The organism is Methylocaldum gracile (assembly GCF_053646815.1).
In genome coordinates this window covers 4,597,200-4,621,976 of sequence record NZ_CM132196.1, presented here as the reverse complement: position 1 = coordinate 4,621,976, position 24,777 = coordinate 4,597,200, and the positions used below count along the sequence as shown (strand labels likewise).

19 protein-coding genes are annotated in these 24,777 nt (G+C 59.8%); 16 read left to right on the top strand and 3 right to left on the bottom strand.

All coding sequences use genetic code 11. From position 1 onward, the window contains the following. Positions 1-94 precede the first annotated feature (94 nt). The gene (locus ACWJJK_RS20540; RefSeq protein ID WP_156880623.1) at positions 95-1,993 is read left to right on the top strand and encodes a sigma 54-interacting transcriptional regulator; all 1,899 of its coding nucleotides are present in this window, start codon (positions 95-97) and stop codon (positions 1,991-1,993) included. 128 nt (positions 1,994-2,121) lie between these two features. Here the strand turns inward: ACWJJK_RS20540 and ACWJJK_RS20535 are convergent, their stop codons facing one another. Beyond that, positions 2,122-2,649: an REP-associated tyrosine transposase gene (locus tag ACWJJK_RS20535; protein ID WP_454128442.1), complete on the bottom strand. Its 528-nt coding sequence runs from the start codon at positions 2,647-2,649 to the stop codon at positions 2,122-2,124. Positions 2,650-3,285: 636 nt separating this feature from the next. On the opposite strand from ACWJJK_RS20535, the gene ACWJJK_RS20530 reads away from it, so the two are divergent. The 11 genes from ACWJJK_RS20530 (at position 3,286) to ACWJJK_RS20480 (ending at position 16,098) form a co-directional block, all read left to right on the top strand. Further along, positions 3,286-4,110 (top strand): SDR family oxidoreductase, encoded by an 825-nt coding sequence (locus tag ACWJJK_RS20530; protein WP_454128441.1) that lies wholly within the window; start codon positions 3,286-3,288, stop codon positions 4,108-4,110. Positions 4,111-4,399: 289 nt separating this feature from the next. Then, positions 4,400-5,332, top strand: a complete 933-nt coding sequence (gene msrP, locus ACWJJK_RS20525; RefSeq protein ID WP_434131794.1) for a protein-methionine-sulfoxide reductase catalytic subunit MsrP — start codon at positions 4,400-4,402, stop codon at positions 5,330-5,332. 481 nt (positions 5,333-5,813) lie between these two features. Next, positions 5,814-6,539, top strand: a complete 726-nt coding sequence (locus tag ACWJJK_RS20520; protein WP_454128440.1) for a sulfite oxidase heme-binding subunit YedZ — start codon at positions 5,814-5,816, stop codon at positions 6,537-6,539. 236 nt (positions 6,540-6,775) lie between these two features. After that, positions 6,776-9,886, top strand: a complete 3,111-nt coding sequence (locus ACWJJK_RS20515) for a response regulator (RefSeq protein ID WP_454128439.1) — start codon at positions 6,776-6,778, stop codon at positions 9,884-9,886. An 8-nt stretch (positions 9,887-9,894) separates the two neighbouring features. Next, positions 9,895-10,713, top strand: a complete 819-nt coding sequence (locus tag ACWJJK_RS20510; protein WP_454128438.1) for a CheR family methyltransferase — start codon at positions 9,895-9,897, stop codon at positions 10,711-10,713. 23 nt (positions 10,714-10,736) lie between these two features. Next, positions 10,737-11,345, top strand: a complete 609-nt coding sequence (locus ACWJJK_RS20505; RefSeq protein WP_086134940.1) for a chemotaxis protein CheB — start codon at positions 10,737-10,739, stop codon at positions 11,343-11,345. Beyond that, positions 11,335-12,489, top strand: coding sequence for a sensor histidine kinase (locus ACWJJK_RS20500; protein ID WP_454128437.1), 1,155 nt, complete (start codon positions 11,335-11,337; stop codon positions 12,487-12,489). Before ACWJJK_RS20505 ends, ACWJJK_RS20500 begins: the two co-directional genes overlap by 11 nt. A gap of 141 nt (positions 12,490-12,630) precedes the next feature. After that, positions 12,631-13,500: an SDR family NAD(P)-dependent oxidoreductase gene (locus ACWJJK_RS20495; protein ID WP_156880615.1), complete on the top strand. Its 870-nt coding sequence runs from the start codon at positions 12,631-12,633 to the stop codon at positions 13,498-13,500. A gap of 529 nt (positions 13,501-14,029) precedes the next feature. Then, positions 14,030-14,206: a Mor transcription activator family protein gene (locus ACWJJK_RS20490; protein WP_434131800.1), complete on the top strand. Its 177-nt coding sequence runs from the start codon at positions 14,030-14,032 to the stop codon at positions 14,204-14,206. Between the two features lie 98 nt (positions 14,207-14,304). Then, positions 14,305-14,463: a hypothetical protein gene (locus tag ACWJJK_RS20485; protein WP_208110268.1), complete on the top strand. Its 159-nt coding sequence runs from the start codon at positions 14,305-14,307 to the stop codon at positions 14,461-14,463. A gap of 315 nt (positions 14,464-14,778) precedes the next feature. Beyond that, the gene (locus ACWJJK_RS20480; RefSeq protein WP_077728623.1) at positions 14,779-16,098 is read left to right on the top strand and encodes an RICIN domain-containing protein; all 1,320 of its coding nucleotides are present in this window, start codon (positions 14,779-14,781) and stop codon (positions 16,096-16,098) included. Positions 16,099-16,525: 427 nt separating this feature from the next. On the opposite strand, the gene ACWJJK_RS20475 is transcribed toward ACWJJK_RS20480, so the two are convergent. Further along, positions 16,526-17,152 (bottom strand): hypothetical protein, encoded by a 627-nt coding sequence (locus ACWJJK_RS20475; protein WP_156880613.1) that lies wholly within the window; start codon positions 17,150-17,152, stop codon positions 16,526-16,528. Positions 17,153-17,673: 521 nt separating this feature from the next. Next, complete coding sequence (locus ACWJJK_RS20470) at positions 17,674-19,188, bottom strand: CAP domain-containing protein (protein ID WP_454128436.1); 1,515 nt, start codon at positions 19,186-19,188, stop codon at positions 17,674-17,676. Between the two features lie 461 nt (positions 19,189-19,649). On the opposite strand from ACWJJK_RS20470, the gene ACWJJK_RS20465 reads away from it, so the two are divergent. The 4 genes from ACWJJK_RS20465 to ACWJJK_RS20450 all read left to right on the top strand — a co-directional run bounded on the left by ACWJJK_RS20465 (position 19,650) and on the right by ACWJJK_RS20450 (position 24,741). Further along, positions 19,650-19,862: a hypothetical protein gene (locus ACWJJK_RS20465; RefSeq protein ID WP_086133981.1), complete on the top strand. Its 213-nt coding sequence runs from the start codon at positions 19,650-19,652 to the stop codon at positions 19,860-19,862. A 309-nt stretch (positions 19,863-20,171) separates the two neighbouring features. Further along, on the top strand, positions 20,172-21,815 hold the full coding sequence (locus ACWJJK_RS20460; RefSeq protein WP_077728628.1) for a sensor histidine kinase: 1,644 nt from the start codon (positions 20,172-20,174) through the stop codon (positions 21,813-21,815). Between the two features lie 239 nt (positions 21,816-22,054). Then, positions 22,055-22,774 carry a response regulator transcription factor gene (locus ACWJJK_RS20455; protein ID WP_454128435.1) on the top strand — a complete coding sequence of 240 codons (720 nt, stop codon included), beginning with the start codon at positions 22,055-22,057 and terminating at the stop codon, positions 22,772-22,774. Between the two features lie 275 nt (positions 22,775-23,049). Then, entirely contained in the window at positions 23,050-24,741 is a 1,692-nt protein-coding gene (locus ACWJJK_RS20450) for an autotransporter domain-containing protein (protein ID WP_454128434.1), read from the top strand. The last annotated feature ends 36 nt before the right edge of the window (positions 24,742-24,777 follow it).

Below are 24,777 nucleotides of genomic sequence, written 5' to 3'. Positions count from 1 at the left end.
AGGCTTCGAAGGCTTTTGCTCGGACGAAGATTCCGCGTATTCTGGAAAACGTGATTTCAACCAAACCGGGCTGGAGGCCGAACAGCTCCCATCCATGTCCAGAACCTCTACCGACCTGCATATCGATCAGCTCCTCAGGATCATCGCGGAAGGCACCGCCGAGGTTACCGGCGACGATTTCATGCGCTCGCTGGTGCGCCATCTGGCCGAAGCCCTGGACGTCAAGTACGCGTTCGTGGCCGAGTTTACGGAGGTGAAAACCCGCGTCGGAACGCTCGCGTTCTGGGCCGACGGCGAGTTTCTCGAAAACTTCGAATACGATCTGCCGGGCACGCCCTGCGAAGCGGTCTTGGCCGGAGAAATGCGCCTTTACAAGGCGGGCGTCCAGGATCTTTTTCCGTCTCACCGGGAGGAACTGGCCGCCATCGGCGCCGAGAGTTATCTCGCGATTCCGCTCGCGGACAGGGCGGGCGAGGTGATGGGCCATCTGGCCCTGATCGACGTCAAACCCATGAGCGGAGACCCGTCCGAGCTTTCCGTGTTAAGAATCTTCGCCGCACGGGCCGGGGCGGAGCTGGAGCGCATGCGGGCGGAAGAACTGCTCAGGCGCAGCGAGGAGCGGCTGGGTTCCATCCTGGCCTCGGCCATGGACGCCATCGTCACCATCGATGAGAGCCGCCGCATCACTTTGTTCAACAACGCCGCCGAGCGGATTTTCGGATGCTCGAAGAGCTGGGCGCAGGGCCAGCCGTTCGACCGTTTCCTGTCCAAGGGTTTCCGGAACCTCCTGGAACGCCATCTTCGGGAGAGCACGGGAGAGAGCGCGAAACCGCAACCGGTGTGGGCGCCGGAGGGATTGACCGCGTTGCGCGCCAATCGGGAGGAGTTTCCCATCGAGGCCACCCTGTCCCCCCTGGAACTGGGCGGCAAGCGGTACTACACCTTCATACTTCGGGACGTCGACGAGCGCCGGAAGATCGAAGCGGAACTCCATCGCCTGCAAACCGAAAACGTTTTTCTGCAAGAAGAAATCAGCGCGCCGTACCGCTTCGAGGAAATGATCGGCGGATCGCCGGCGATGCGCAGCCTGTTTTCCGATGTCGAACAGGTGGCCGGCACCGATTCCACGGTGCTCATCATAGGCGAAACCGGCACCGGCAAGGAGCGGATCGCCCATGCCATCCACAATCTCAGCCCGCGCAAGGACCGGCTTCTGGTCAAGCTCAATTGCGCCGCGTTGCCCGCCGAATTGATCGAAAGCGAGCTGTTCGGCCACGAGAAAGGCGCGTTCACCGGCGCGACCGCGCAGCGCAAGGGGCGGTTCGAAATGGCCGACCGGGGCACGCTGTTCCTGGACGAGGTTGGCGAGCTGAGTCTGCCGGCCCAGGCCAAATTGCTTCGGGTGCTTCAGGAACGGGAGTTCGAGCGGGTCGGCGGCGGACAGACGATACGGGTCGACGTCCGGGTCATCGCCGCCACCAACCGCAATCTGGCGGACGCGGTCAAAGCCGGCGAATTCCGCGCCGACCTTTACTACCGGCTGGACGTATTCCCCCTGCGGGTACCGCCGCTCCGGGAGCGGAGCGAGGACATTGCGGTCCTCGCTGATCATTTCCTCCGCCAATTCGCCCGCAAGCTCGGCAAGCCTCTTGCCGGCATCGCACCGGAATCGTTGCGGACGCTGGAACGCTATACCTGGCCCGGCAACGTCCGGGAACTGCAAAACATCATCGAGCGGGCAGCCGTGCTCGCGAAAACGCCGCTGGTCGACATCGACCTCAAGCTGGACGATTCCTCTCCAGACCCGCCGCAGACGGAAGCTTCGGAACTGCTGCTGGAGGCCGTCGAGCGCGGCCACCTGCTGAAGGTCCTGGAGGAGTCACGCTGGATCATCGAAGGCAGGACCGGCGCCGCCGCGAAATTGGGCCTTACGCCCAGCACGCTCCGTTATCGGATGCAAAAGCTGGGGATAAGGCGGCCGAAGCAGGTTTGAGCGGGGGGTACGGAAGGCGGGTTACGCTGCGCTAACCCGTCCTTGTGGCTTTCCTGAACATAAGTAAACATAAAGTTTTGTAGGGCGGGTTAGCGTACTCGCGTAACCCGCCTTCCGAGACTCGATCCTTATTCCAAATCCCAAGCCCGAATGTCGACCGGCGCCGCCCAGTCCAAGGAATACTGCCCCAACCGAACGAATCGGTGAAAGCTCGAATGCGGCCAATCGGCGGCGCGCGGTACCCAGCCGTGCTTGACCGGGTTGTAGTGGATGTAGTCGAGATGGGCGTCGAAATCGCTTTGATCCCGGATGGCATGTTCCCAAAACCGCCGCTGCCAGACGCCGCGTTCGCGTTTCATCTCCCTTCGGGTCGATAGCCGTTCCCCCGGCGCAATGGCGCGCGCGAAAGCCGATTTGATCAAGCGCCAGCGAGTCGAAAAATCCACATCGTCCGGCGGCAAGGTCCAAAGGCAATGTAAATGATCGGGGAGTATGACGATGGCCTCGATCCGGAACGGCCGTTGAGTTTGCACGGTACGAAAGGCTTCGCGTAACGCGTCGATGTTGTCGGTCAGCAAGCGACGGCGACGTTCCAGCAACGCTACGGTAAAGAAGTATGAACCGCCGGGGACATGGGCGCGGATGTAGTTGGGCATAGGGAAAGTGTGGCCGATGTCTCGGTTTCGCGAAAGGCGGGTTACGCTGCGCTAACCCGCCCTACGAAACTGGCCGAAGGGTGCCGGGCAGGACAGGCCAAGCCAGCATTGAATCCAGAGCACACGGATGTGACAGGCTTCTGCCGTCCATGGCTTCTGGACCCCGGCATTCCAGTCGCAAACGGTGTCTTCGGGAAGGGCGTGGCCGGCGCTCCCGGCCAGGCCGTTTGCGATTGGAGCACCGAAGCCACCCTTCCTTGCCGGGGTGACGTCAGCCATCTTCACTAAATGGCATTGCCTTACAACCTCCCTCCCACAAATACCCGCGGCCGCCCGCAACTATTAGTGGCCCCAATGCTCGCCAGTTTCTCGCCATTGCTCGCATGGCATCGATAACAGTTTGTTATTTAACCCTTTTTTGTCCTGAGCTATCGATGGCGCGAGGGTTGCTATAAAAACATGTCGCGAGTCGGTGTCGCGCAGAAAGCACTTTTAAACCCTTTATTAAGGATCATGAAAAATTCCGCATCTGTCGTTTCTTCCACTTTAGGTGCCATTATTCCGCTGAGCCGCGCCGCGACTGATGTTCCGTAACGCTGTCGAATAGCTAGACGTTCGTTGATAGGGAGAAAAACCATGAATTCGACTGCGAACACGAAAAAGCGCCTGCTGGAAGGCCAGCGCGCCATCGTCACCGGCGGCAACACGGGCATCGGAGCGGCCATAGTCGAGGGTTTGGCCGAAGCCGGAGCCAGGGTGGTGGTGGATTATGTGACCGAACCGGACAAGGCCGAGGCACTGGTGCAACGCATCCGAGATAACGGCGGCGAAGCCGTCGCGGTCGAGGCCGACGTGAGCCGAGAGGAACAGGTGCGGGCCATGTTCGGCGCCGCTCTGGAAGCTTTCGGGGGCGTGGACATCCTGGTGAACAACGCCGGCTTGCAGAGGGACGCGCCCTTGACCGAAATGAGCCTGGACGACTGGGAAACGGTGATCCGCGTCAACCTGACCGGGCAGTTTCTGTGCGCGAGGGAGGCGGCGCGAGAGTTTATCCGCCGGGGCGTGAATCCGGAGCTCTCGGTTTCGGCCGGCAAGATCATCTGCATGTCCTCGGTGCATGATGTGATTCCCTGGGCCGGCCACGTCAACTACGCGGCCTCCAAAGGGGGTGTCGCGATGCTGATGAAAACCCTGGCTCAGGAACTGGCGGTCCACAAGATCCGGGTCAACGGCATTTCGCCGGGCGCCATCAAGACCTGCATCAACTACGACGCCTGGATGACCCCGGAACGGGAAGCCAGGCTGCTGGAGCTGATTCCCTACGGACGGGTCGGACACACCCGCGACATCGCCAAGGCGGCGGTCTGGCTGGCGTCCGACGAGTCGGACTATATTACCGGCGCCACCCTGTACGTGGACGGCGGCATGACGCTGTACCCCGGTTTCGAGGACGGAGGCTGACAGTTGCATATGATGACTTTTGATGCGGCTTTCCCTGGAAAGCCCCCGAACGTAGCTCTGCTTTGGCGGGTTACGGCGCACGCGAAGCGTAGTGATCGGTGGTCAGCCGGTTCCGGTGTGCGCCTAACCCGCCCTACGAAATCGCGGACCGAATCGGGAGGGGAAACATGAACCGTTACGCGCGAGCTGGATTACGAGGTCAACGTCCGCTCTCATCAAATAATCCCGGAGCTCGAAAAACGCCTGGACGCGCTTTTTCAGGCCCATTCCGTTCAAGAGGTCAATCGCGATGCTGATCAAGAAACCCTCCGATATCAGGCCCTCGGAAATCACCCCGCGCGAGCTGTTTTACGGCCGGCGGCGGTTCCTGCAACTCGCGGCCGGAGCCTCGGCCCTGGCTCTACTGCCGCCGGGTCTCGCCGCCGGTGAGAAGCTGCCCGACGTCCGAAAGAGCGATTACGTGCTCCCGGACAAGACAACGCCTTACGAGGACATCACCCGCTACAACAATTTCTACGAATTCGGCACCGACAAGGAGTCCCCCGCGAAACTGGCCGGGAGCCTGAAAACCCGTCCCTGGACGGTGGCGGTGGAGGGCGAAGTCCGCAAGCCCAAGACTTACGATATCGACGAGCTGCTGAAACTGGCCCCGCTGGAAGAGCGCGTCTACCGGCTGCGCTGCGTCGAAGCCTGGTCCATGGTGGTGCCCTGGGTGGGCTTTCCCCTGGCGGAACTGATCAGGCGCGTGGAACCCACCGGCAACGCCAAATTCGTGGAGTTCACGACCTTGCTGGACCCCGCGCAGATGCCCGGCCAGCGCTCGGCAGTGCTGGACTGGCCGTATGTCGAGGGGCTGCGCATGGACGAGGCCATGCACCCCTTGACCCTCCTTGCGGTGGGGCTTTACGGTGAGGTCCTGCCCAACCAGAACGGCGCGCCGATACGGCTGGTGGTGCCCTGGAAGTATGGCTTCAAGAGTGCCAAGTCCATCGTGCGCATCCGCTTCGTGGAAAAGCAGCCGGTCTCCACCTGGATGAAGGCGGGCGCGAGGGAATACGGCTTTTACGCCAACGTGAATCCGGAGGTCGACCACCCCCGCTGGAGCCAGGCCAAGGAACGCCGCATCGGCGAATTCTTCAAGCGTCCCACCTTGCCTTTCAACGGTTATGGCGATCAGGTGGCGCAGTTATATGCGGGGATGGATTTGCGTAAGTTTTTTTAAGGAAGCTCTGAACCCGTGGATTCCGTTCATGCCCTTCGACAGGCTCAGGGCAGGCTCAGGAGAGCGTTCGACAAGCCTGTCCTGAGCCCAGTCGAAGGGCCTGTCCTGAGTGAAGCCGAAGGGCTCGCCACGAATGGAATCAATACGTTACCGTTCGTCCTGAGCCTGTCGAAGGACTTAATCAGAGCATCCTTAAGGTATGTTGGGTTTGGGATGGAATGTTTGTCCCCCCACTGGTTGAAAAAGTACGCAATGCTCCGCTTTTTTCGACGTCCGTTACGTAAGTTCGATGAACCTCGTAAGGCGGGTTACGCGAGTACGCTAACCCGCCCTACATCGCTCTTTGCCGACAAAGGCGTCGGGAAGGGTCGCGATTAAAGCGACGGTTTGCGATTGGAAGGGTCGCGGCTAAAGCGACCGTTTGCGATTGGAAGGGATTCCCGACCTACCCAAGCTTCTCAGGTTTTCTTAATTGGACGTCATGAATATTCGAAATCCCCATCCCAAGACGATAGCCGCCCTCAAGCGAGGACTCTTCCTGATCTTATCGATCCCCCTGTTCAAGCTGATCGCCGACGGCGTGCTCGATCAGTTGGGGGCGAATCCGATCGAGAAAATCACCCGGACCACGGGGTACTGGACCTTGACCCTGCTGCTGGCCACCTTGGCCGTGACGCCGCTCCGGCGGCTTTCCGGGTTGTCCTGGCTGGGGCGTTTCCGGCGGATGCTGGGGCTGTTCGCTTTTTTCTACGGATGCCTTCATTTCCTCACCTACCTGGTTCTGGACCAGTTCTTCGACTGGCCCGGCATCGTCAAGGACATCGCCAAGCGGCCTTATGTCACCGTGGGATTCACTGCCTTCCTGCTGCTCATTCCTCTCGCCGTCACCTCGACCGACGGAATGATCCGCCGTCTCGGCGGGAAGCGCTGGCGAGTGCTGCACCGCCTGGTTTATCTGATCGCCATTCTCGGCGTCGTTCATTTCTGGTGGCTGGTCAAGAAAGATATTTCGAGGCCCGCGATCGATGCCGCGATCTTGGCCTTGTTGCTCGGTTTTCGGATGATTGACGCGGTCCGGAAACAAGGTTCCGGGGCTCGATCGGACGAGAAGCGGAAGTCATCGAATAGCGACGGATCGAGTTCGAGTCGACATCTGCCGCGCCGGTCGGTCTTGGACGGAAATGCCCATTCCGAGACTACGCCGTAGATCTGCCTCTCGTCCGTTTGGGCGGTCGAATCCCTTCGTTTTCGGCTTCTTCATCTGCATGTCGGATTTTTATTCGCTTGACAGCGTCTTAGCTGAAACGCACCCTTTCGGTGAAAGGTGTCGCACCGATCAAATTTCCCATTCGTCTCCGGAAACACTACCGTGTCGCTCGAAATTTCCATGTTTGCCATCGGCAAGATTCAGCGCGTCGTTTCTCGAAAGCCGAGAGCCGCGCGATGATACGGTTCGAGAAGCAGCGCACCCCGGTGGCCGATGCCGCCATCGTGCTCGGTGTCGCATTCGGCTTCGTGACCGATATCATGACCCCGCTCGGCATCGCTGCATGGGCCGTCTACTTTCTCCCGCTTGCTTTCAGCCTCTATGTCTGGCGTCCGCGGATGCCGATCGTCGTAGCCGTCGTCGCAACGGTCTTGATCGTCGCCGGCCGGTTTCTCTCCCCGCCTTCCATAGATCCCTTGCCGACCATACCGTGGTTGAACAGAACCCTCGGTACACTGGCGATCTGGGTGGTGGCGGTGATCGCCCGACAAAGTATTCTCATAAAACTCAGGCTCAGGGAGGATGATTGGATTCGTTCCGGTCAGCGGGATTTGGGCATCCGCATGCAGGGAGAGCAGACACTGCCGGTTCTCTGCGACAATATTCTGCGTTTTCTCTGCGAGTACCTCGATGTGCCGGTCGGCGTTCTCTACGCGGCCGAGCAGAGCGGCGGCGAGTTTCGTCGCATGGCGACGTACGCCGTCGGAGCGGACTTGAGCTGTCCCGAACGCATCGCGCCGGGTGAAGGACTGGTCGGCCAGGCGGTCAAGGACCAGCGGGTTTTGCGTTTCGACGACCTGCCCGACGGGTATCTCCGGGTTTCGTCGGCGCTAGGGGGAGCAGACCCCGGGCATCTCGTGGTGATGCCGGCGGTCATCGACGGCAAGGTCAAGGCGGTGGTCGAGCTCGGTTTCATCCATCCGGTGGGCATCTCGGACATGGATCTCCTCAGCACGATGACCGAGTCGATGGCCAGCGCGATTCGCTCATCCCTGTACCGCACCCGGCTCGAGGACCTCCTCCGGAAAACGCAGCGGCAGGCCGACGAACTGCAGAGGCAAAAGGAAGAGCTGAAAGTGGCCAACGAGGAGCTCGAGAGCCAGAGCAAGGCGCTGTCCGAGTCGGAGGCTCGCCTGGAAGCGCAGAACGAGGAGCTGACCGAGATCAACACCCGACTCGAGGAACAGCGCGACGACCTGTCGCGAGCTCGGGCGGAGCTGATGAAGCGTTCGGAGGATCTCGCCCGAGCCAACCAATACAAGTCGGAATTCCTGGCGAACATGAGCCATGAGCTGCGCACCCCGCTCAACAGCGCGCTCATTCTGGCCAAGCTCCTCGCCGACAACAGGGACGGCAATCTGACCCCGGAGCAGGTCAAGTACGCATCGATCATCTACTCGTCGGGCAACGACCTGCTCGACCTGATCAACGATATTCTCGATCTCTCCCGGATCGAGGCGGGCCGCATGGAGATACGGCCGGAGCCGGTTCAGCTCGAGACCTTGGTAGAGACGCTCCAGCGAAGCTTTCAACCGGTGGCTTCGCAGAAGATGCTCGCATTCGAAGCTCGCATAGAGCCCGGGACGGCAAGGGTGATCATCAGCGATCCGCTCCGCCTCCAGCAGATTCTGAGAAACCTGCTCTCTAACGCCTGCAAGTTCACCGAGGCGGGCGAGGTCGGCCTGCGCGTGGCGCAGGTCGGACCTGACCGGATCAGCTTTGCCGTCCGCGACACCGGCATCGGCATTCCCTCCGAGCACCAGGACGCCATATTCGAGGCATTCCGCCAAGCCGACGGGAGTACCCAGCGCAGGCACGGGGGCACCGGGTTGGGTTTGACGATTTCAAGGGAACTCGCACACCGATTGGGCGGCGAAATCTCGGTGGAGAGCGTTCCCGGTAAAGGGAGCACCTTTACGCTCGTGCTGCCTACCGAATTCGCACAGCAAGCCGGCGAGGAACGGCCTCCCGAAGCGGAGGTAATTTTCCTGGCTAAGGCCCGTCCGGCGGCCGAGCGTTCCGCACCGAGCGTGGAAAGAGTCTCCGCGGACCCGACCGGAGAGCCGGCGCAGGACGACCGCGAGCGTCTCGCGCCGGGCGATCGGAGCATTCTGATCATCGAGGACGACCGGGCGTTTGCCGGCATCTTGCGCGATCTCGCGCACGAAATGCGTTTCCAGTGCCTGATCGCGGCGAGTGCCGGCGAGGGCCTCGCGCTCGCGGAGCAATTCCTGCCCAGCGCGATCATTCTCGATATCCACCTTCCGGACCATTCGGGGCTCAGCGTGCTCGAGAGCCTCAAGGGCCATGCCGCGACCCGCCATATCCCGGTGCACGTCATCTCGATTTCCGACTATACCCAGCAAGCCCTCGAAATGGGCGCGGTCGGGTACGCGCTCAAGCCGGTCATGCGCGAGCAGCTGGTGAGCGCTTTCCGCAAGCTGGAGCGGAAGCTGGAACAGAACGTCCGCCGCGTTTTGGTGGTCGAGGACGTCGTGGCCCAGCGCGAGAGCATAGAGCGGCTCCTCCGCACCGAGGGGGTCGAGGTCGTTTCGGTCGGGACCGGCAGCGAGGCGCTGAGCCAGCTGAAGGACTCCACCTTCGACTGCGTGGTCCTCGACCTCAGCCTGCCGGATATCTCGGGTTACGATCTGCTCGACAAAATGGCTTCCGGCGAGGCCTTCTCGTTCCCTCCGGTCATCGTTTACACCGGGCGGACGCTGACGCGGGATGAGGAAAGCCGGCTGCGCCGCTATGCCAGCACCATCATCGTCAAGGGCGCGCGATCGCCCGAGCGCTTGCTGGACGAGGTGACGCTCTTTCTCCACCAGGTCGAAGCCCAGCTTCCCCGCGAGCATCAGGAGATTCTGCGCGAGCTGCGCAACCGCGAGGAAGCGCTCGAAGGCCGCAACATCCTGGTGGTGGAGGACGACGTGCGCAATATCTTCGCGATTTCCAGCGTGCTCGAGCCGAAAGGCGCCAAGGTGCGCATCGCCCGCAACGGCAAGGAAGCGCTCGAGGTCCTCGAGCGTTCCGTGCAGGAGCCCGATGCCGCGGTGGATCTGGTTCTCATGGACATCATGATGCCCGAGATGGACGGCCTCACCGCGACGCGGGAGATCCGCAAGCGCCCGGAATGGAAAAATCTCCCGATCATCGCGCTCACCGCAAAGGCGATGCCCGACGACCGCGCGATATGCCTTCAAGCGGGCGCCAACGATTACATCGCGAAGCCCATCGATATCGATAAGCTGGTTTCGCTCATCAAGGTCTGGATCCCCAAGTAGAGGATGCTTTGCACGACGACACTTTCGACACGGAGCTCAAGTTAATCCTCGAGGCGATTTACCTCAGGTTTCACTATGACTTTCGCCATTATTCGCCGGCTTCGCTGAAGCGCCGGCTTTTCCAGGCGATGCAGCGGTTCGGCTGTCGATCGCTGTCGGGGCTGCAGGAGCGAATCCTGCACGAACCCGGCGTCTTTCCGGAGCTTTTGTCGTTTCTCACCATCATAGTGAGCGAGATGTTTCGCGATCCCGCGTTTTATCTGGCTCTGCGCGAAAAAGTGGTCCCTTTTCTGCAAACTTATCCGTCCCTGAAGATTTGGGTCGCGGGTTGCAGCACCGGCGAAGAGGTTTATTCCCTCGCCATCCTGCTGAAAGAGGAGGATCTGCTCGATCGAAGCCTGATTTATGCGACGGACATCAATCCGGAAGCGCTGCGGAAGGCCAAGGCGGGCATCTACGATCTGGATCGGGTTGCCGGGTTCAGCGAAGCCTACCAGGCTGCGGGCGGACGTACGTCGCTCTCCGATTATTACACCGCGGCCTACGGTTCGGCCGTGTTCGACAAGGCTCTGCGCAGGAACATCTTGTTTTCCGACCACAGCCTCGCGACCGATAATGTTTTCGCCGAGGTTCAGCTCGTCACCTGCCGCAACGTCCTCATCTACTTCGACCGCGCGTTGCAGGACCGGGCGATAGGGCTGTTTCGGGATTCGCTGTGCCGGAAGGGATTTTTGGCCCTGGGGGCCAAGGAGACGCTGCGGTTCTCGGATCACGCTGCGGAATTCAGCGAGTTCGCGGGCGCCGAAAGAATCTATCAGAAGGAATGAAACACGATATGGAATCATGGACGATGCCGGCCACAGCGGAGGCGATCGTGGTGGGCGGTTCCGCCGGGGCGCTGGAAGCGCTCTCGACTCTGCTCGCCGATTTGCCCGACGATTTCACCGTACCCATCGTTATCGTTCTGCATTTGCCGCGGCACAAGCCCAGCGTGCTGCCCGAAGTTGTCGCGGCCAAGGCCGGCCGCCCGGTACGGGAACCACTGGACAAGGAACCGGTCTCAGGTTCGATGATCTATGTTGCTCCGGCCGACTACCACCTGCTGATCGATCGGGAGGTGGTTTTTGCCTTCTCGGTAGACGAGCCGGTAAATTTCAGTTTACCCTCCATCGATGTTCTGTTCGAATCCGCGGCCGATGTCTTCGGCGCGCGGCTGATCGGAGTCCTGCTCTCCGGCGCCAATGCCGACGGTGCGAGCGGTCTCAAGGCCATCGAGGACGCAGGCGGGCTCGCCATCGTCCAGGCTCCGGAAGACGCCTCGATTCCGGTCATGCCGAACGCCGCCATTGCCCTGTGCAAGCATGCCCGCGTGCTGCCGGCCGCGGGCATTCGCGCATATCTGCTCCGGTCGGCGGGGTGCGGTGAAGCAACCGAGCGTAAGGAAAATCATGACCGCTAAACCGAAAATCCTGTTGGTCGATGATCGCGAGGAGAATCTCGTGGCGCTGGCGGGCCTTTTAAGCGGGCATGAGGCCGATCTGCTATGCGCGCGTTCCGGCGAGGAGGCATTGGATCTTCTGCTCGTGCACGAGGTGGCGCTGGCGCTCGTCGATGTGCAGATGCCGGGAATGGACGGGTTCGAGCTGGCCGAATTGATGCGAGGAACCGAGCGCACCCGCGAGGTCCCCATCATTTTCGTCACCGCCGGCATTCACGACCATGCCCGCGTATTCAAGGGTTACGACTCGGGGGCCGTGGATTTCCTGTTCAAGCCGCTGGACCCGCACATCCTGTCGAGCAAAGTCGCCGTCTTCATGCAGCTCTACCGGCAGAAGCAGGAACTGGCGAAACGCGTGCGCGAGCTGGAAGTTGCGCTCGCCGAACGGAAGCGGATCGAGAATGCGCTGAAGGCAGCCGACAGGCGCAAGAACGAATTCCTGGCCATGCTCGGCCATGAACTTCGGAATCCGCTGGCGCCGATCAAGAATGCTGCGCAAATCATGAAAAAAATGAACGTATCGGATCCGAAGCTTCAAACGGTTCAGCAGGTTATCGACCGTCAGACCGGGCATTTGGCTCGCCTGGTAGAGGATCTCCTCGATATCTCTCGGATCGAGCAGGGCAAGATCACCATCCGGAAGGAACCGATCGAGCTCGCAGCGGTAGTCGATCAGGCCTTGGAAAGCACCCGGCCCTTGATTCAGTCGCGTCAGCACGAATTGATCGTTTCGGTCCCGAATGTTCCCATTCGGCTCATGGGGGACGGAGCGCGTCTGGCGCAACTGATCTCCAATCTGCTGAACAACGCCGCCAAATACACGCCCACGGGAGGGACCATTTGGCTGACTGTGACTCGGGAGCGCGAAGAAGCTCTAATCCGAGTAAAGGATAACGGGGAAGGCATGGCGGAATCGCTGTTATCCCATGTTTTCGATATCTTCACTCAGTCCGAGAGAACCCTCGATCGCGCTCAGGGCGGGCTGGGGCTAGGTCTGGCCATCGTCAAGAACCTGGTGGAGTTGCACCAGGGGCGAATCGAGGCCTACAGCGAAGGACCGGGGAAGGGGAGCGAGTTCTCGGTGTGGCTGCCGGTGCTGGCTTGAGACTCTGTGGAACGGTTCACGACGACGACCGTCCAGGCCATCGCGGCGAAGGTTTCGACGAAATCCGGGGGAAGCCCGAAGATCAATTCTGTCTAATCTCGAAACCTCTTATCGTTTCGGGTTAGCCAGGAGGAACGCGTCATGGCCGATACACCAATCAATCCCGCCTCGGAAAATCAATCCGTCGCCTTGATAACCGGCACGTCCTCGGGCATCGGGCGGGCGGCCGCCCTGGCTCTTAAGGCAGCCGGATTCATGACCGTCGCGACCGCGCGCCGGGTCGCCGATATCGAGGAGTTGAAAGCGAAGGGCTGCGACACGGTTCAGCTCGACGTGACCGACGAAGCTTCGATGCAAAATGCCGTAAAAACCGTCGAGAGCGCTCACGGACGCCTCGATGTACTGGTGAACAATGCGGGATACGGGCAGTACGGGCCTGTCGAAGAGGTGCCCATGGATGCCGTGCGGCGGCAATTCGAGGTCAATGTTTTCGGCCTCGTCCGTATGTGCCAGCTGGTACTGCCGGGAATGCGCCGCGCGGGCAGGGGCCGCATCATCAATGTCAGCTCCGTCGCCGGCGAAATCACCCAGCCGGGTGCCGGTTTCTACCATGCGACAAAACACGCGGTGGAGGCGATCAACGAAACCCTGCGCATGGAGGCGAGCACCTTCGGCATCGATGTGGTGGACGTCCAGCCAGGACCCGTCGCGACCCGGTTCGCCGAAGCGGCGATCAGCACCATTCCCGACACGGGAGCGGACAGTCCCTACCGAGTGTTCAAACAGAACCTTGCCGAGACCACGCGGGAAATGCTCAGGTTCGGCAGGACGGGGGTGCTGACGGCCCGGGAGGTTGCCGAGGTCATCGTCGAGGCGGCGACAAGCCCGAAGCCGGACACCCGCTATCACGTCGGCGCGCCTTCCAAGCTGATGTCCCTGCTGCACGGCTTGATGCCGGACCGGATCTGGGATGCGGCGGTTTCGCGGATGGTGCCGATGGAACCGAAGTAGCGCGATGCCCGCTTGTGTTTTGGCTCCTCACCCCTTTGAGGGCGGAGTTCGGTAGCGCCGGTCAGTCGCATTCCGGCACCGGCTGGCCGTCGACCACCGTGATCCGTAGACTATAACCCATCAGAGAGATGATCGGCGCATTGCCGCGCCTGTCGGTGAGCTATATCAACCGTTCGAAGGAGAATCGAAAAAGGCGATGTGCAAAAACTCATCCGCGCGCCGGGCCCCGGCTACGAGCCTATCCCAGTAGGCCGTTCGCCCTGAGCCCTTCGACTCCGCTCAGGACAGGCCTGTCGAAGGGTTTTGGGCACCTACTGGGATAGGCTCTAAGTCCACTTCTCCAGCCAGTGCCGTAGGCTGGGTTGAGGAACGAAACCCAGCTCTTTGACATGTGGATTCGCTGGGTTTTTGCTATCGCTGCAACCCAGCCTACGGCCCTACATCCCGGAGTAGCCCATGCTCTCGCCCAAGGAACTCCGCACCGAGATCATCGCCGCCGTCGCCTTCTCCGTCGACGTGCACAAAGCCGTTGAGATCCGCCGCGACCGTCGAATCGAGGCTGACCCACAAGCCGGCCGAGGCACCGCTCACGCGGGAGGAAGGAAACGCCCGCATCCTGACCGAATGGAACGGGCGGAATGTGAAAGAGCTGATGGCCCGGTACGGCCTGAGCCGGTCGGCGGTATATGCCATCGTGGGAAAGTAAAGCGCGGCATTGACGCCATTTCGGTTCCGAGGCTACTCTCGCGCAGCCGCCGCAAGTCCGGCAGGAATATTTCTCAGGTCAGACATCTCTTGAGTTGAATGACCACTATAACCGCCGACACCCACACCCAATCGGTTACCAAGACCGATCTGGAAACCGCCCTGGCCCCCATTCGCACTGATTTGGCCGTGCTCAAGTGGATGATGGGCGTACTGCTGGCCGGGGTCCTCTCGCTGGTCCTCAAAGCCTTCTTTTAACTCGCCCCTGCGGATCGCCCAGTTTCGATTCCCCCAATCGGGAGCGCTACGCTTTCCGTAAGTGACCGTATCCGCCACGCTAAATATCAAAAAGCCAAAGCCTGCCCCGTTTTTTAAATGACCCGTTTTTCCTTCCAGGCGGGGAGAAGTGCCTGGCAGGCGGGCGGGCGGCGCCGTTGACACCTAATACCGCTCACGCCCATCATGGGAACTCAACAGTGGACAGGGGAGGTTGTTATGGTGCACAAAGTATCTAGGACAAGCACGACTCGGTGTCTCGCAGTCGAAATCAATCTATCGCGACACAATTTGCCGATGTTGAGTCGATCCATAGCGATGTCGCTACTCAGCGCGATAATGACGGTCGGCGCGCGGGTTGCCTGGGCTGAGCCGATCACCTCCCCGGCCTTTCCGGGTAAGTGCGTTGAGGGATCGATTCAGGGAGGATTGTTATCGTTGATGGATTGCAACAGCTCTGCTGCGCAGGATTTTCGGTTCGACCCCGGCACGTCGCGTCTTGTGATGCACCGCTCGGCTCCGCAGTTGTGTTTCGATTTGAATGGCCCTGTTCGAACCGGCATGGGCGTCTCTGTAAGCGTCTGCAATGACAACGCAGCACAGAAATGGGCTTTCCCGTTTGATAGCCGCTTACGGCCTGTCGGAGTGGACCCCAATAAATGCCTGACCCACGCTACGCGCGTTGGCAAGCCGCCGACGGGCTGGGGTTTAGACGTTGCAGTCGTTGACCCCGGCTGCGAATTTCCAGAAGTGGGAGGCGGCGGATTTTGTTTACCTACTTTCGAATTCTTCTTTGAGATGATGCTCTCGAAGTGTGAGGGTCTAAATGTGCAGCAGTGGAGTCTGCGGCAAGAAGGTATGCCCTTCCCATCCGAAGGCATAGTCACGCGCAAGGTCCACGTCACCGTCAACAATATGAAGATCGATGACTGTCGCGAAGGCGGCGCCTGTGATTGGAAGCTTCACTGTGGCATTGGCAATGAGGCGGATACAGAGTTAGTGGGAATGGTGGAGAAGGATACAGGTGGGACTATCGACGTAAACCGCACACTTATCCACGAGAGCGGACTGCCCGTGACTGTCACTTGCCAGGTCCGCGAGTTCGATCGCGGCATTTTTGATCCCGATGTTTGGGAAGTTGTAGGTACCGTGACCAGGACTTTTGGCGCGGCGGGGCCAGGAACAATGCAAATGGATAATTCTGAAGGCAAGGTCACAATAAACTTCACTATCGAACCGCTGGGCGTTATCCAACAACCATTATCTGCAGAGCAGCTGCAGGCAGTACCCATAAAAATCGACGCTATGCATGCATTGCGCTTGGCTGGGGTCGATTTCAGCGTCCCGGAAGCGGATCTAAGGGATTGGCTTAGCAACCCCAGCTTTACACCTTATCCCGCAATTACCGGAGCGCTGATTAAGATGCTTGGAGGCAAGCAGCTCCGGCGACCGGTGTTTATAGACGTGATTGTCTTTAACTATGAGCATGCGCCGGGCGCTTCCTCGCCACGTAGAATGGCAGACGTTGACTTAGACCTGCTGGCGAAGGCGATAGTTAAAGGTCACAATACGCGCTATGGTGAGGCTGTCAGGGATCTTCAGAACCTGCTTCAATAAGGCGTAACAGAGGGCTAATGACGGGACAATTAGCCCTCGTACAGCGGGTAGTCGGTAGCCGTGTTGCCCTGTAAGTTTAATCTCGCTCCCCCATGGTAACGTCCGGCTCTATCGGTCCAGCCCAATCCGCCGGATAGTGGCAACTAATCTGATCCTGAAATTGCGTTGATTGCAGTCTTCTAAAGCTATGGATGCGGTGCAGGCCTTGAGGCTCAGCAGGTAGCAAACAGGTCGGACATGCCGTGCAGCTTGCCCGCTCCTCGGCGGGGAGTGCCGTAGGCTGGGTTGAGGAACGAAACCCAGCTCTTTGACATGTGGATTCGCTGGGTTTTCGCTATCGCTACAACCCAGCCTACGGTCCTCATTATGACGTCCAACTTTCGACATGAGCGCCAGTTTGCCAGAAGCCATCCGCTCGACGGGAGGGTTAGCCGTCATTCGATGCATCCGAAGAACCTGGCTGGGTTGTGATCCAGAAGATATGGGTGCGCCAGAACCACAGAAGCCACATCGACTTCAACGGCTGACCAGGGACAGCTCCGCGACGATACTGAAAGATCTGTGGCCACGAATGCACGCCGGGATTCAGCATATGGTTGTACTGGGCGACCGCCTCCACATGACGACGTTCTCGGACGAAGAGGCACATGACGTCCCAGTCGGCTGGGGCGGCTGAGCCTGTTTCGAGGAAGTGCAGTCCTCGCACAATCTTGGTGGCTACAGCTTCGAGGCGTGGTTCTTGAATGCTGAGCGCCATCCGACGACCCAAATGAATGCCCGCAGGCGTTGTGAGTTGTACAGCTTGAAGGGCGCTACCGATATGTCTACGAAGGCCCAAGTTCTTTGCGTACATGCGCTGGAGCTTCTGGTTCCAAAGTTTCTTTCCCGGTTCCGTTACGCCCGCGTCCGAGAACATAAGTGCTGCCAAGAAGTACTCTTCGTCGCGGCCCGCTGCGTTGTTGCAGGCAAAACAAGCGGGCACTGTTTTCAGGTTGCTGGGCCGCGGCCGTGGGAAGAAGGCCTTGGGTGGGACGTGATCGGCTGTGACGCTCACGGCGACACCACAGTAAACGCAGGACTGGACAGGTTCGATCACGAGTCAATGATGGCTAACGATGTAAGTAACCGGATGCCGCGCGAGGCGGCCAGCCTAAGGACTGTAGAGCGGAATAGCGTACTCGCGTATTCCGCCGTAGGAGGTATTGTATTCGGCGCATTACGCTAATGCTAATGCGCCCTACGCGGGCTGACCCGTTTTGCTCGTTATGGCTGACGACTCAAGCTGTGGGACGCGCGTTTTTTGCGGCGTCCCTCTCCAGCGCCGAGTTTAGGCATCACTGCCATTAATCGAGCTTGGCCCCTTTCCCTATGCTCTCGATGGCTGGTTTTGTGGCTTCAGGGAAGTGCCTTGGAAATGGTCGCCTTGACGTCAGGATCGGTTTCCTCGGTCAATCTTCTCTTCAAGGCCTCCAGTGCTTTCGCGCCGCCGATCTTCGTCCGAGCTCAGCCGGTTCCGCTCCCGTGTAACCGAAAAGAGCGAAAAGCCTTGCCCGTCGTGTGTACCCCCTGTGAATGTTATAAAAGAGGGGGGCAGTCGGTGATCGGTTTGCAGACTCCGCCGCGGGAAGGGCATATAAACTGTCCGTGCGGACAGGTTGGGGGTGGCGGCGAATAGGGACAGATTGTAGGTCCCAGCGTGGCAAAGAAACCCTCACCGCAACTCATCCCTCTGCTGTTTTTCGCACATACTGCCAGCACGGCATTTCCTTCGCCCCCATACTCGGCGTTGATGAGGCCAATGTCAGAGACGACTCGATACACCTCTGTTGTAAAACCGCTACCTGCCATAACAACCATCTCATCGGCCATGGGTAATGGGGCATTGCATACAATGCTCATATAGCCACAGGTCGGAGCGCTACCCTCTGGGATATGACAGCCTATTGGAACTGGCGGCGGGGAGGGTTGCTGTGTCAAACCACCCGCTGTCGAGCCGAGCTGTTTCACATCCAAATGCACCGTGACATCGCCTTCATCGCTATTTTGATTTATCCGAATGTCATGTTTTCCAGATACCTGAATAGAAGCAGTGCTAGTGCCGACGTGTTCCCATACGGGGTCATCGAAGAAAAGGAACGGACCATCGCGCTCCTTAACTGTACATGTAACAGAAACCGGCAGAACTCCATCCTGAGCTAGCATGCGTTTAATGTCTCTATCTTTACCGGTATTGATCTCCACCATGGTAAAGAATTCTGTTTCCTGCTGGTTACCAAGTCGACAGGTAAGTTTCCAATCGCATATGCCAGCTTCCGGGCAGTCATTGACGTGCATTTTTGTAAAGGTAACTTCAACTCTCGTTTGCCCGTCAGGCGGGGGTGGAGGTGGAGGCTGCACTATGTAGGGACACGCTCCGAAATTCACGACATAGGCCCCTTTTTCACTCTGCGCGTTCTGCGCCGGATCCTTATTCGCCACGTCCCCACGGACGCCGACGCCAATCTCCTTGATCGCCGGATTTAGAATTGCCTCCCTGTGACCGGCCGTGCTTATATTCATCCACCAGTGGACGGCAAAGAGTGGCGTCGAGCAGGCGCCAGGCGGACATTCGGTCACGTTGGTGCCCGCGCCATCTTTGGCGATCTCGCTCACGAAGGTAGCGCCTTCCGGACAGTATCCCGCGCGGTTTATGCGTGCCGCGATCGCTTCGTTGCGTCCCAGTGGAATTGGAGGATTGGTCCCCGGTACGACATCAACCTGCGGGTCGACGTGCGGATCGCTCTCACCCCACCATTTCAGGGTCACGGCCCGTTGCACGTGTCCATCGGCGGCGCTCGCCAATTTTGAGTTCGCGGACAACGCCGCCAGCCCGCGGCTGGTGCGTTCGGCATTAATAAGGCAAAGGATGGCATTACGTATTCGGTGACCTTGAGTTGCAAGGTCGATGGTGGATGGAGGGGTATTCACATCGGCGCCACATGTATCCTTACCTGCCAGTGGTTGCGCTCTGGCGGGAGTTACTACGGCACTCATAACGGTTGCGCAAAGGAGGATGAGCGCCATCGTGCCAGTCGGAGACAGTATTTTCATGGTTTTCCCTTCCTTGGGAGTGCGGAAGCCCGCGAGACTTAGAACAGCTATCGCCCCAGGCATGGGGTGCCGGTTGGCCGCAGTATATCGCCGCGGCATCCCGTCAGTAGAGGCGAATAGAAACTTGAAACGTCGTTTTTCTTCAAAAAGACGATATCGCTGGGTCGAGCGAAATGTCAATCACGTTTCCGGGTCAAGGTTTATTGTTCGGCTTCGGCTCTTTTCGTTTCACTGAACGACCCCGGCAGGGCGCAGGTCCATAGGATGCGCTGACCATCGGGAAGCGCCCTTCGACTCGCTCAGGACAGGCCCTTCGACCGGGCTCAGGACAGGCATCGTTCGCGATCGATGGGCTTCGCAAGCTCAGCCCATCCTATTGCTGCTGTCGCTATATGTAGGCTCTATATGCCGTTTCGGTGCAATGCCGGCTAGCCCACGCGAAAGCCCTTCCAGGTGGTGCTGTGAGCCGGCTGCTGGCGCTGATCGACAAGGTGGTCGGGCCATCGGTCGAAATGGCGGACAGCGCCCACGGCGCCGACGCCCGGCTGGCCTACTGGATTCCCTCGCCCGGTTCCGCCGACGCGGACCTCCTGCCGGAATTCGATCTCCTCACCCTCGTTTGCGCGACCTGGCCCGGAATTCCGGTGTCGCCGGCGGCAATCTCGAGGCTGTGAAGGACAGCATCATCGGCCACCAGCTCCGGGCTGGTGGCGACCCCGGATTACAAGCCCCTCGACAAATTCAAGGAACTGCCACAGGAATAAGCCTCGAACACGAGGCGGAATTCTGCACTTGTATTGTGGAAAGGAATCCATTCGCTGGTCGGCAATTCTTTTCCGACAAATGCGCCCGAATTCGGCATTCGGCGCTTTTCGTATTACTATCCCCCGACAAATAAAACGGCTGTTGTCGCTTATTGGCTGATGAAAACGGGCGAAACGAAATCCGGATTCGATCGGCCTCATCCTTCGGTGGGATAGCTCATGTTGCGTATCAGATTGGCGATGGTTGTCGCCATCTCTCTGTGTTTTGTCTTCGTGCTCGGCTTTACGCTGTACTGGGGGTCTCACAAAATCGCCCTGTATTCGTCCCGCAGCCAGTCGGCTTACGAGGCGTTCGACCGCTATCAGCAGCTCTACCGGGAAGCTTATCGCTATTTTAAGCAACGCATGGATCTGCTCCTGGTCGATCAGCAAGGCACGGCGGCTGATGTCGAGATGTCCCGCCAGCGTCTGCACGATGCGGTAGAACGCCTGCGGAAAGCCGCGGCAACCGACCTGGACGCCGCCAGCGATATCGAGGTCTGGCAGACCCGTCAGAGCGAACTGGACAGCATCGCCCGTCTGAGCGCCTCGCTCGAAGCCGGCATGAATCGGTTCGACCAGGTCGACCGCCTGCGGCAGGAGGGTCGGCGCGAAGCGGCGTTATTGCTGCTGTCGGAAGTTCTGGAGGAAGACATCGACCGCAAATTCGACCCGCTGATCGATGATGCGATCAATCGCGAGCGTGAGCGGGCCCTGGTGGCGAGAGAGCGATTGATGGGGCTGATCGGGCTTTCCAGCTGGATTTCCATCAGCACGGCCATCGTCTCGGTGGTTTTCAGCATCGCCGCGGGCGCCATGCTTTTCAGAAGCATCCGAAGGCCGATCGAGGCCCTGATGCGAGGCACCGACGAAATCGCGGCCGGCAATCTCCCTTATCGCATTCCCATCGATAGCCGGGACGAATTCGGTTATCTCGCCAAGCACTTCAATCAAATGGCGCAAGAGCTGGAAGTCCAGCAGCGGAAGCTCGGCGAGGCGCGCACTGTGCTGGAACAAAAGGTGGCGGAGCGGACGCTCGAGCTGAACCACCTCAACGGCGAGCTGCAACGCATGGATCATGCGCGGAGGCAGTTCTTCGCCGATATCAGTCACGAACTGCGCACCCCGATTACGGTGATCCGCGGCGAGGCCGAAGTGACGCTTCGGGGGAGGAACAAGGATGCCGAGGAGTACAAGGAATCCTTGCAGCGCATTCTCGAACTGTCGCTGCAATTGGGTAAGCTGGTCAACGATCTGTTGTTCCTCGCCAGGGCCGAAACCGCGAACCTACAGTTCGAGTGGGAAACCCTCGATCTCGTCGAACTGGTCGTCAATGCGGCCGAGGATATACGTGTGCTGGCGCAGGAGAAATCGATCGAGGTGACGCTGAACGTAACGGATACGCCGGTGTGGGTCCGCGGCGACAAACAGCGGCTTCGACAGATCATTTTCGTTCTCGGGGACAATGCTTGCCGGTATTCGCATGCCGGCGGCCGGATCATCATCGATCTGGAGGGCGACGGAACGGAAGCGCTTCTGCGCGTCATCGATCACGGCATAGGCATTCCCGCCCAGGACCTCAAGATGATCTTCGACCGTTACTACCGCAGCACGAACGCCCGCCGTTCCAGCGACGACGGCACCGGCCTCGGGCTTCCGGTCGCAAAAGCCATCGTGGCCGCGCACGGCGGGGAGATTTCGGCGGACAGCAGCGAAGAAGCGGGAACGACATTTGCAGTAACATTGCCGCAAGTTGATTTGAAAGACAGCGCTGTCGATGCGAGCGCCGACGATTTCGACTACGTCCGAGAATCGGCCGCATAGCTCGAAGGCCGGCGTTTTGTGGGAACGGGCTTTAGAGCTGATTTCGTCGCGATGTAGCGCCCGAGGCTAGTAGGTCGGCAATCCTTTGCCGACGAAGACGTTTCGATGGGCACGCTACGCTTTGCCCATCCTACCTAGCCCGCGATGGGCAGCCGTTCGGAATCGCGGGCTAGAGCCTGCTCCAACGGAATGCGCAAAATGTCTAATAAAACGTTTTTTTTGGGAGAGGTAACAAGACCTTGGATATTCTGCTGGTGGAAGACGACGAGCGTATCGTCGAATTCGTCAGACGAGGGTTGAAGGCCGAGGGGTATGCGGTGGATGTCGCCCGTACCGGACGGGACGGCATCGCGCTGGGAAACACGACGGCCTATCGGTTGATCATCCTGGATCGAAAGCTGCCCGATCTTACCGGTCTCGAAGTGTGCGAGCGCCTGCGCGCCGATCACGTCGACACGCCCATACTCATGCTGACGGCCATGGATACGGTGCAGGACAAGGTGACCGGCCTCCGCTCCGGAGCGGACGACTATATGACCAAGCCCTTCTCGTTCGAAGAATTGCTCGCACGCATCGAAGCGCTGATGCGGCGGCGCGGAGTAGGGATCAAGAGCGAGGCCAGGGAACTCCGCATCGCCGATCTGGTGCTGAACCAGGAGACCCATGAGGTTCGGCGCGGCAATCAGGTGATCGATCTGACGCCCAAGGAGTTCGCGCTGCTCGAGAGTTTCATGAAGGCTCCCGGCAAGGTTTTGAGCCGAACGCGGATTCTGGAGCAGGTTTGGGGTTACAGCGCCGATCCCATGACCAATGTGGTCGACGTGTACGTCCGCCAGTTGCGGCGCAAGATCGATGAGAATTACGACCATAAGCTTCTCAAGACGGTTCGGGGTTACGGCTACAAGCTGGACGCCTCGCAGGAATCGGACGCGATCGCCCAGGGGGGCGCAGAGGCCTGAGTAAAGCGCAGGGGACGCTGAAGCACACTCATGTGCGCCCACGCCGATCCGTTGCGGTATTATCTGCATGCCCGAAGTGGGCTTCCGGGGGCGGCGGATTACGAACAATAAATAATTCGGGCAAATCGATTGTTCGAACTCATCACCAGGTGCATCTCATGAATAGGGTTATCCATGGCCTGTCCGCAGGCGAATATCGGGGTGGGGGCTCCCGTGGGGAAGAATCATGTTTTACACGGTTCCTTCTTTTTTTCATCACCCCTTTACGATGGTCGATGGCGGCGCTCGCGATTGCCCTGGGCGGATACCAACACCTGGCACTGGCCGATACCGTCACGGTCAGTCCAACGGCGCCTTCGGTGCCCGCGGACGCCGGGTCGGTGGACATCACGCTCACCTATTCGCGAGGTCCGAGTGAGACTGACGTATTCGGTACTCTTGATGTAACCTGGATAACGATCGACGGTACCGCGACGGCTCCGGCGGACTATACCGGGGTGAGCGGGCAGACGAGCTTCGATCGCGAACAAGGACCATTGACGCAAACCCAGACCATCACGATTCCCATCGCGAACAACCCGAGTCTGGCTTCCGAGCGGACATTCACACTCAGCTTGACTTGTAACGACAGTTCGTCGGAAGGCCCCTGCGCCGCAGCCCAGTTTCCGACCAGTTCCGTCACCATCACCATCACGCCTGTGCCAACCACGCCCACTCCGGCACCGACCCCAACGCCGCTCAGCGAGCTTCCCGGACTCACCGAAAACCAGCGCTCCGTGGCCAATGCCCTGGTAGGGGCCTGTGACGGAGCCACCGGCGAACTGGCGCTGCGCTGTTCGGATCTGTTGGGCTCCGGATTGACCGACGCCGAGAAGATCGCCGCCTTGAGCCAGATCACCCCCGAGCAGGTGGCTTCCCAAACCAGCATGCCGCTGCGCATAGGCACCGGGCGCATGGCCAACCTGAAGCAGCGTTTGACCATGCTGCGGCACGGCGGCGGCGGTCTCGACCTGGCCATGAATATCGACGGCCGAAACATTTCTTACGCCCAGCTCGCGCGTGCGCTCGGGAAGGAATCGGGCGGTGCGGCGGGCGACGGACCGGACGATCCGTTGCGGGACAGTCCCTTCGGGTTTTTCGTGCAGGGCCGGTTCAACGGCGGCGACAGGGACTCTACCGGCGAGGAGCGGGGCTACCGGTTCACGACCGGCGGCCTTACCCTGGGTGCCGATTACCGGCTGACCGATCAGCTGATCCTGGGCCTCGCGTTCGGCTACGACGGCACCTCCGCCGTCTTCAGCCAGGATTCCGGCGCGATGGACACCGATTCCTACCACGGCTCCTTCTACGGCAGTTATTACCTGCCGGCGGATTTCTACGTGGATTGGATAGGAAATTTCACCCGCCACGATTACGACATGAAGCGCAATATCCGCTATACCGGATTCTCGTCGCGGGCGCGCAGCAATCCGGAAGGCAATCAGTACGGCTTCGCCGTCAGTTTCGGCAAGGATTTCGCGATCAGCGAATGGAACCTGAACCCGTACCTCCGCATGGAGTATGCCAAGCTCCAGATCGACGCCTACCAGGAAAAAGGCGGCGGCGGCCTGGGCCTGGCCTTCGGCAGCCAGGACGATCATTCCCTGACCACGGATCTGGGCGCGCAGATAGGCCGGTCGTTCAGCCTGCCTTGGGCGGTGCTGACGCCGTCGATTCGCTTCGAGTGGGAACACCAGTACCAGAACGGTTCGCGCGACCTCCGCGTCCGTTTCGCGGACGCGGCCCCCGGCACCGGCAGCTTCTCCATCTCCAACTCGGCTCCGGACCGCGATTATTTCAATCTGGGCGGATCATTGGCCGCCACCTTGCCCGGCGGCAACGCCGCTTTTCTGCGCTATGAGACGCGATTAGGCCAGCAGGCCGTGTCCAGTCATATCGTCGAGGCCGGCGTCAGAATTTCGTTTTAGGACATTGTTCGGTCTGGCGTAGCGCCGCCCAGTAGG

Excerpts from the sequence above, each read along its gene's own strand:
- ACWJJK_RS20540 (WP_156880623.1), top strand. The coding sequence starts at position 95 with ATGTCCAGAACCTCTACCGACCTGCATATCGATCAGCTCCTCAGGATC.
- ACWJJK_RS20535 (WP_454128442.1), bottom strand. The coding sequence starts at position 2,649 with ATGCCCAACTACATCCGCGCCCATGTCCCCGGCGGTTCATACTTCTTT.
- ACWJJK_RS20530 (WP_454128441.1), top strand. The coding sequence starts at position 3,286 with ATGAATTCGACTGCGAACACGAAAAAGCGCCTGCTGGAAGGCCAGCGC.
- msrP (WP_434131794.1), top strand. The coding sequence starts at position 4,400 with ATGCTGATCAAGAAACCCTCCGATATCAGGCCCTCGGAAATCACCCCG.
- ACWJJK_RS20520 (WP_454128440.1), top strand. The coding sequence starts at position 5,814 with ATGAATATTCGAAATCCCCATCCCAAGACGATAGCCGCCCTCAAGCGA.
- ACWJJK_RS20515 (WP_454128439.1), top strand. The coding sequence starts at position 6,776 with ATGATACGGTTCGAGAAGCAGCGCACCCCGGTGGCCGATGCCGCCATC.
- ACWJJK_RS20505 (WP_086134940.1), top strand. The coding sequence starts at position 10,737 with ATGCCGGCCACAGCGGAGGCGATCGTGGTGGGCGGTTCCGCCGGGGCG.
- ACWJJK_RS20500 (WP_454128437.1), top strand. The coding sequence starts at position 11,335 with ATGACCGCTAAACCGAAAATCCTGTTGGTCGATGATCGCGAGGAGAAT.
- ACWJJK_RS20495 (WP_156880615.1), top strand. The coding sequence starts at position 12,631 with ATGGCCGATACACCAATCAATCCCGCCTCGGAAAATCAATCCGTCGCC.
- ACWJJK_RS20485 (WP_208110268.1), top strand. The coding sequence starts at position 14,305 with ATGACCACTATAACCGCCGACACCCACACCCAATCGGTTACCAAGACC.
- ACWJJK_RS20480 (WP_077728623.1), top strand. The coding sequence starts at position 14,779 with ATGTTGAGTCGATCCATAGCGATGTCGCTACTCAGCGCGATAATGACG.
- ACWJJK_RS20470 (WP_454128436.1), bottom strand. The coding sequence starts at position 19,188 with ATGAAAATACTGTCTCCGACTGGCACGATGGCGCTCATCCTCCTTTGC.
- ACWJJK_RS20460 (WP_077728628.1), top strand. The coding sequence starts at position 20,172 with ATGTTGCGTATCAGATTGGCGATGGTTGTCGCCATCTCTCTGTGTTTT.
- ACWJJK_RS20450 (WP_454128434.1), top strand. The coding sequence starts at position 23,050 with ATGGCGGCGCTCGCGATTGCCCTGGGCGGATACCAACACCTGGCACTG.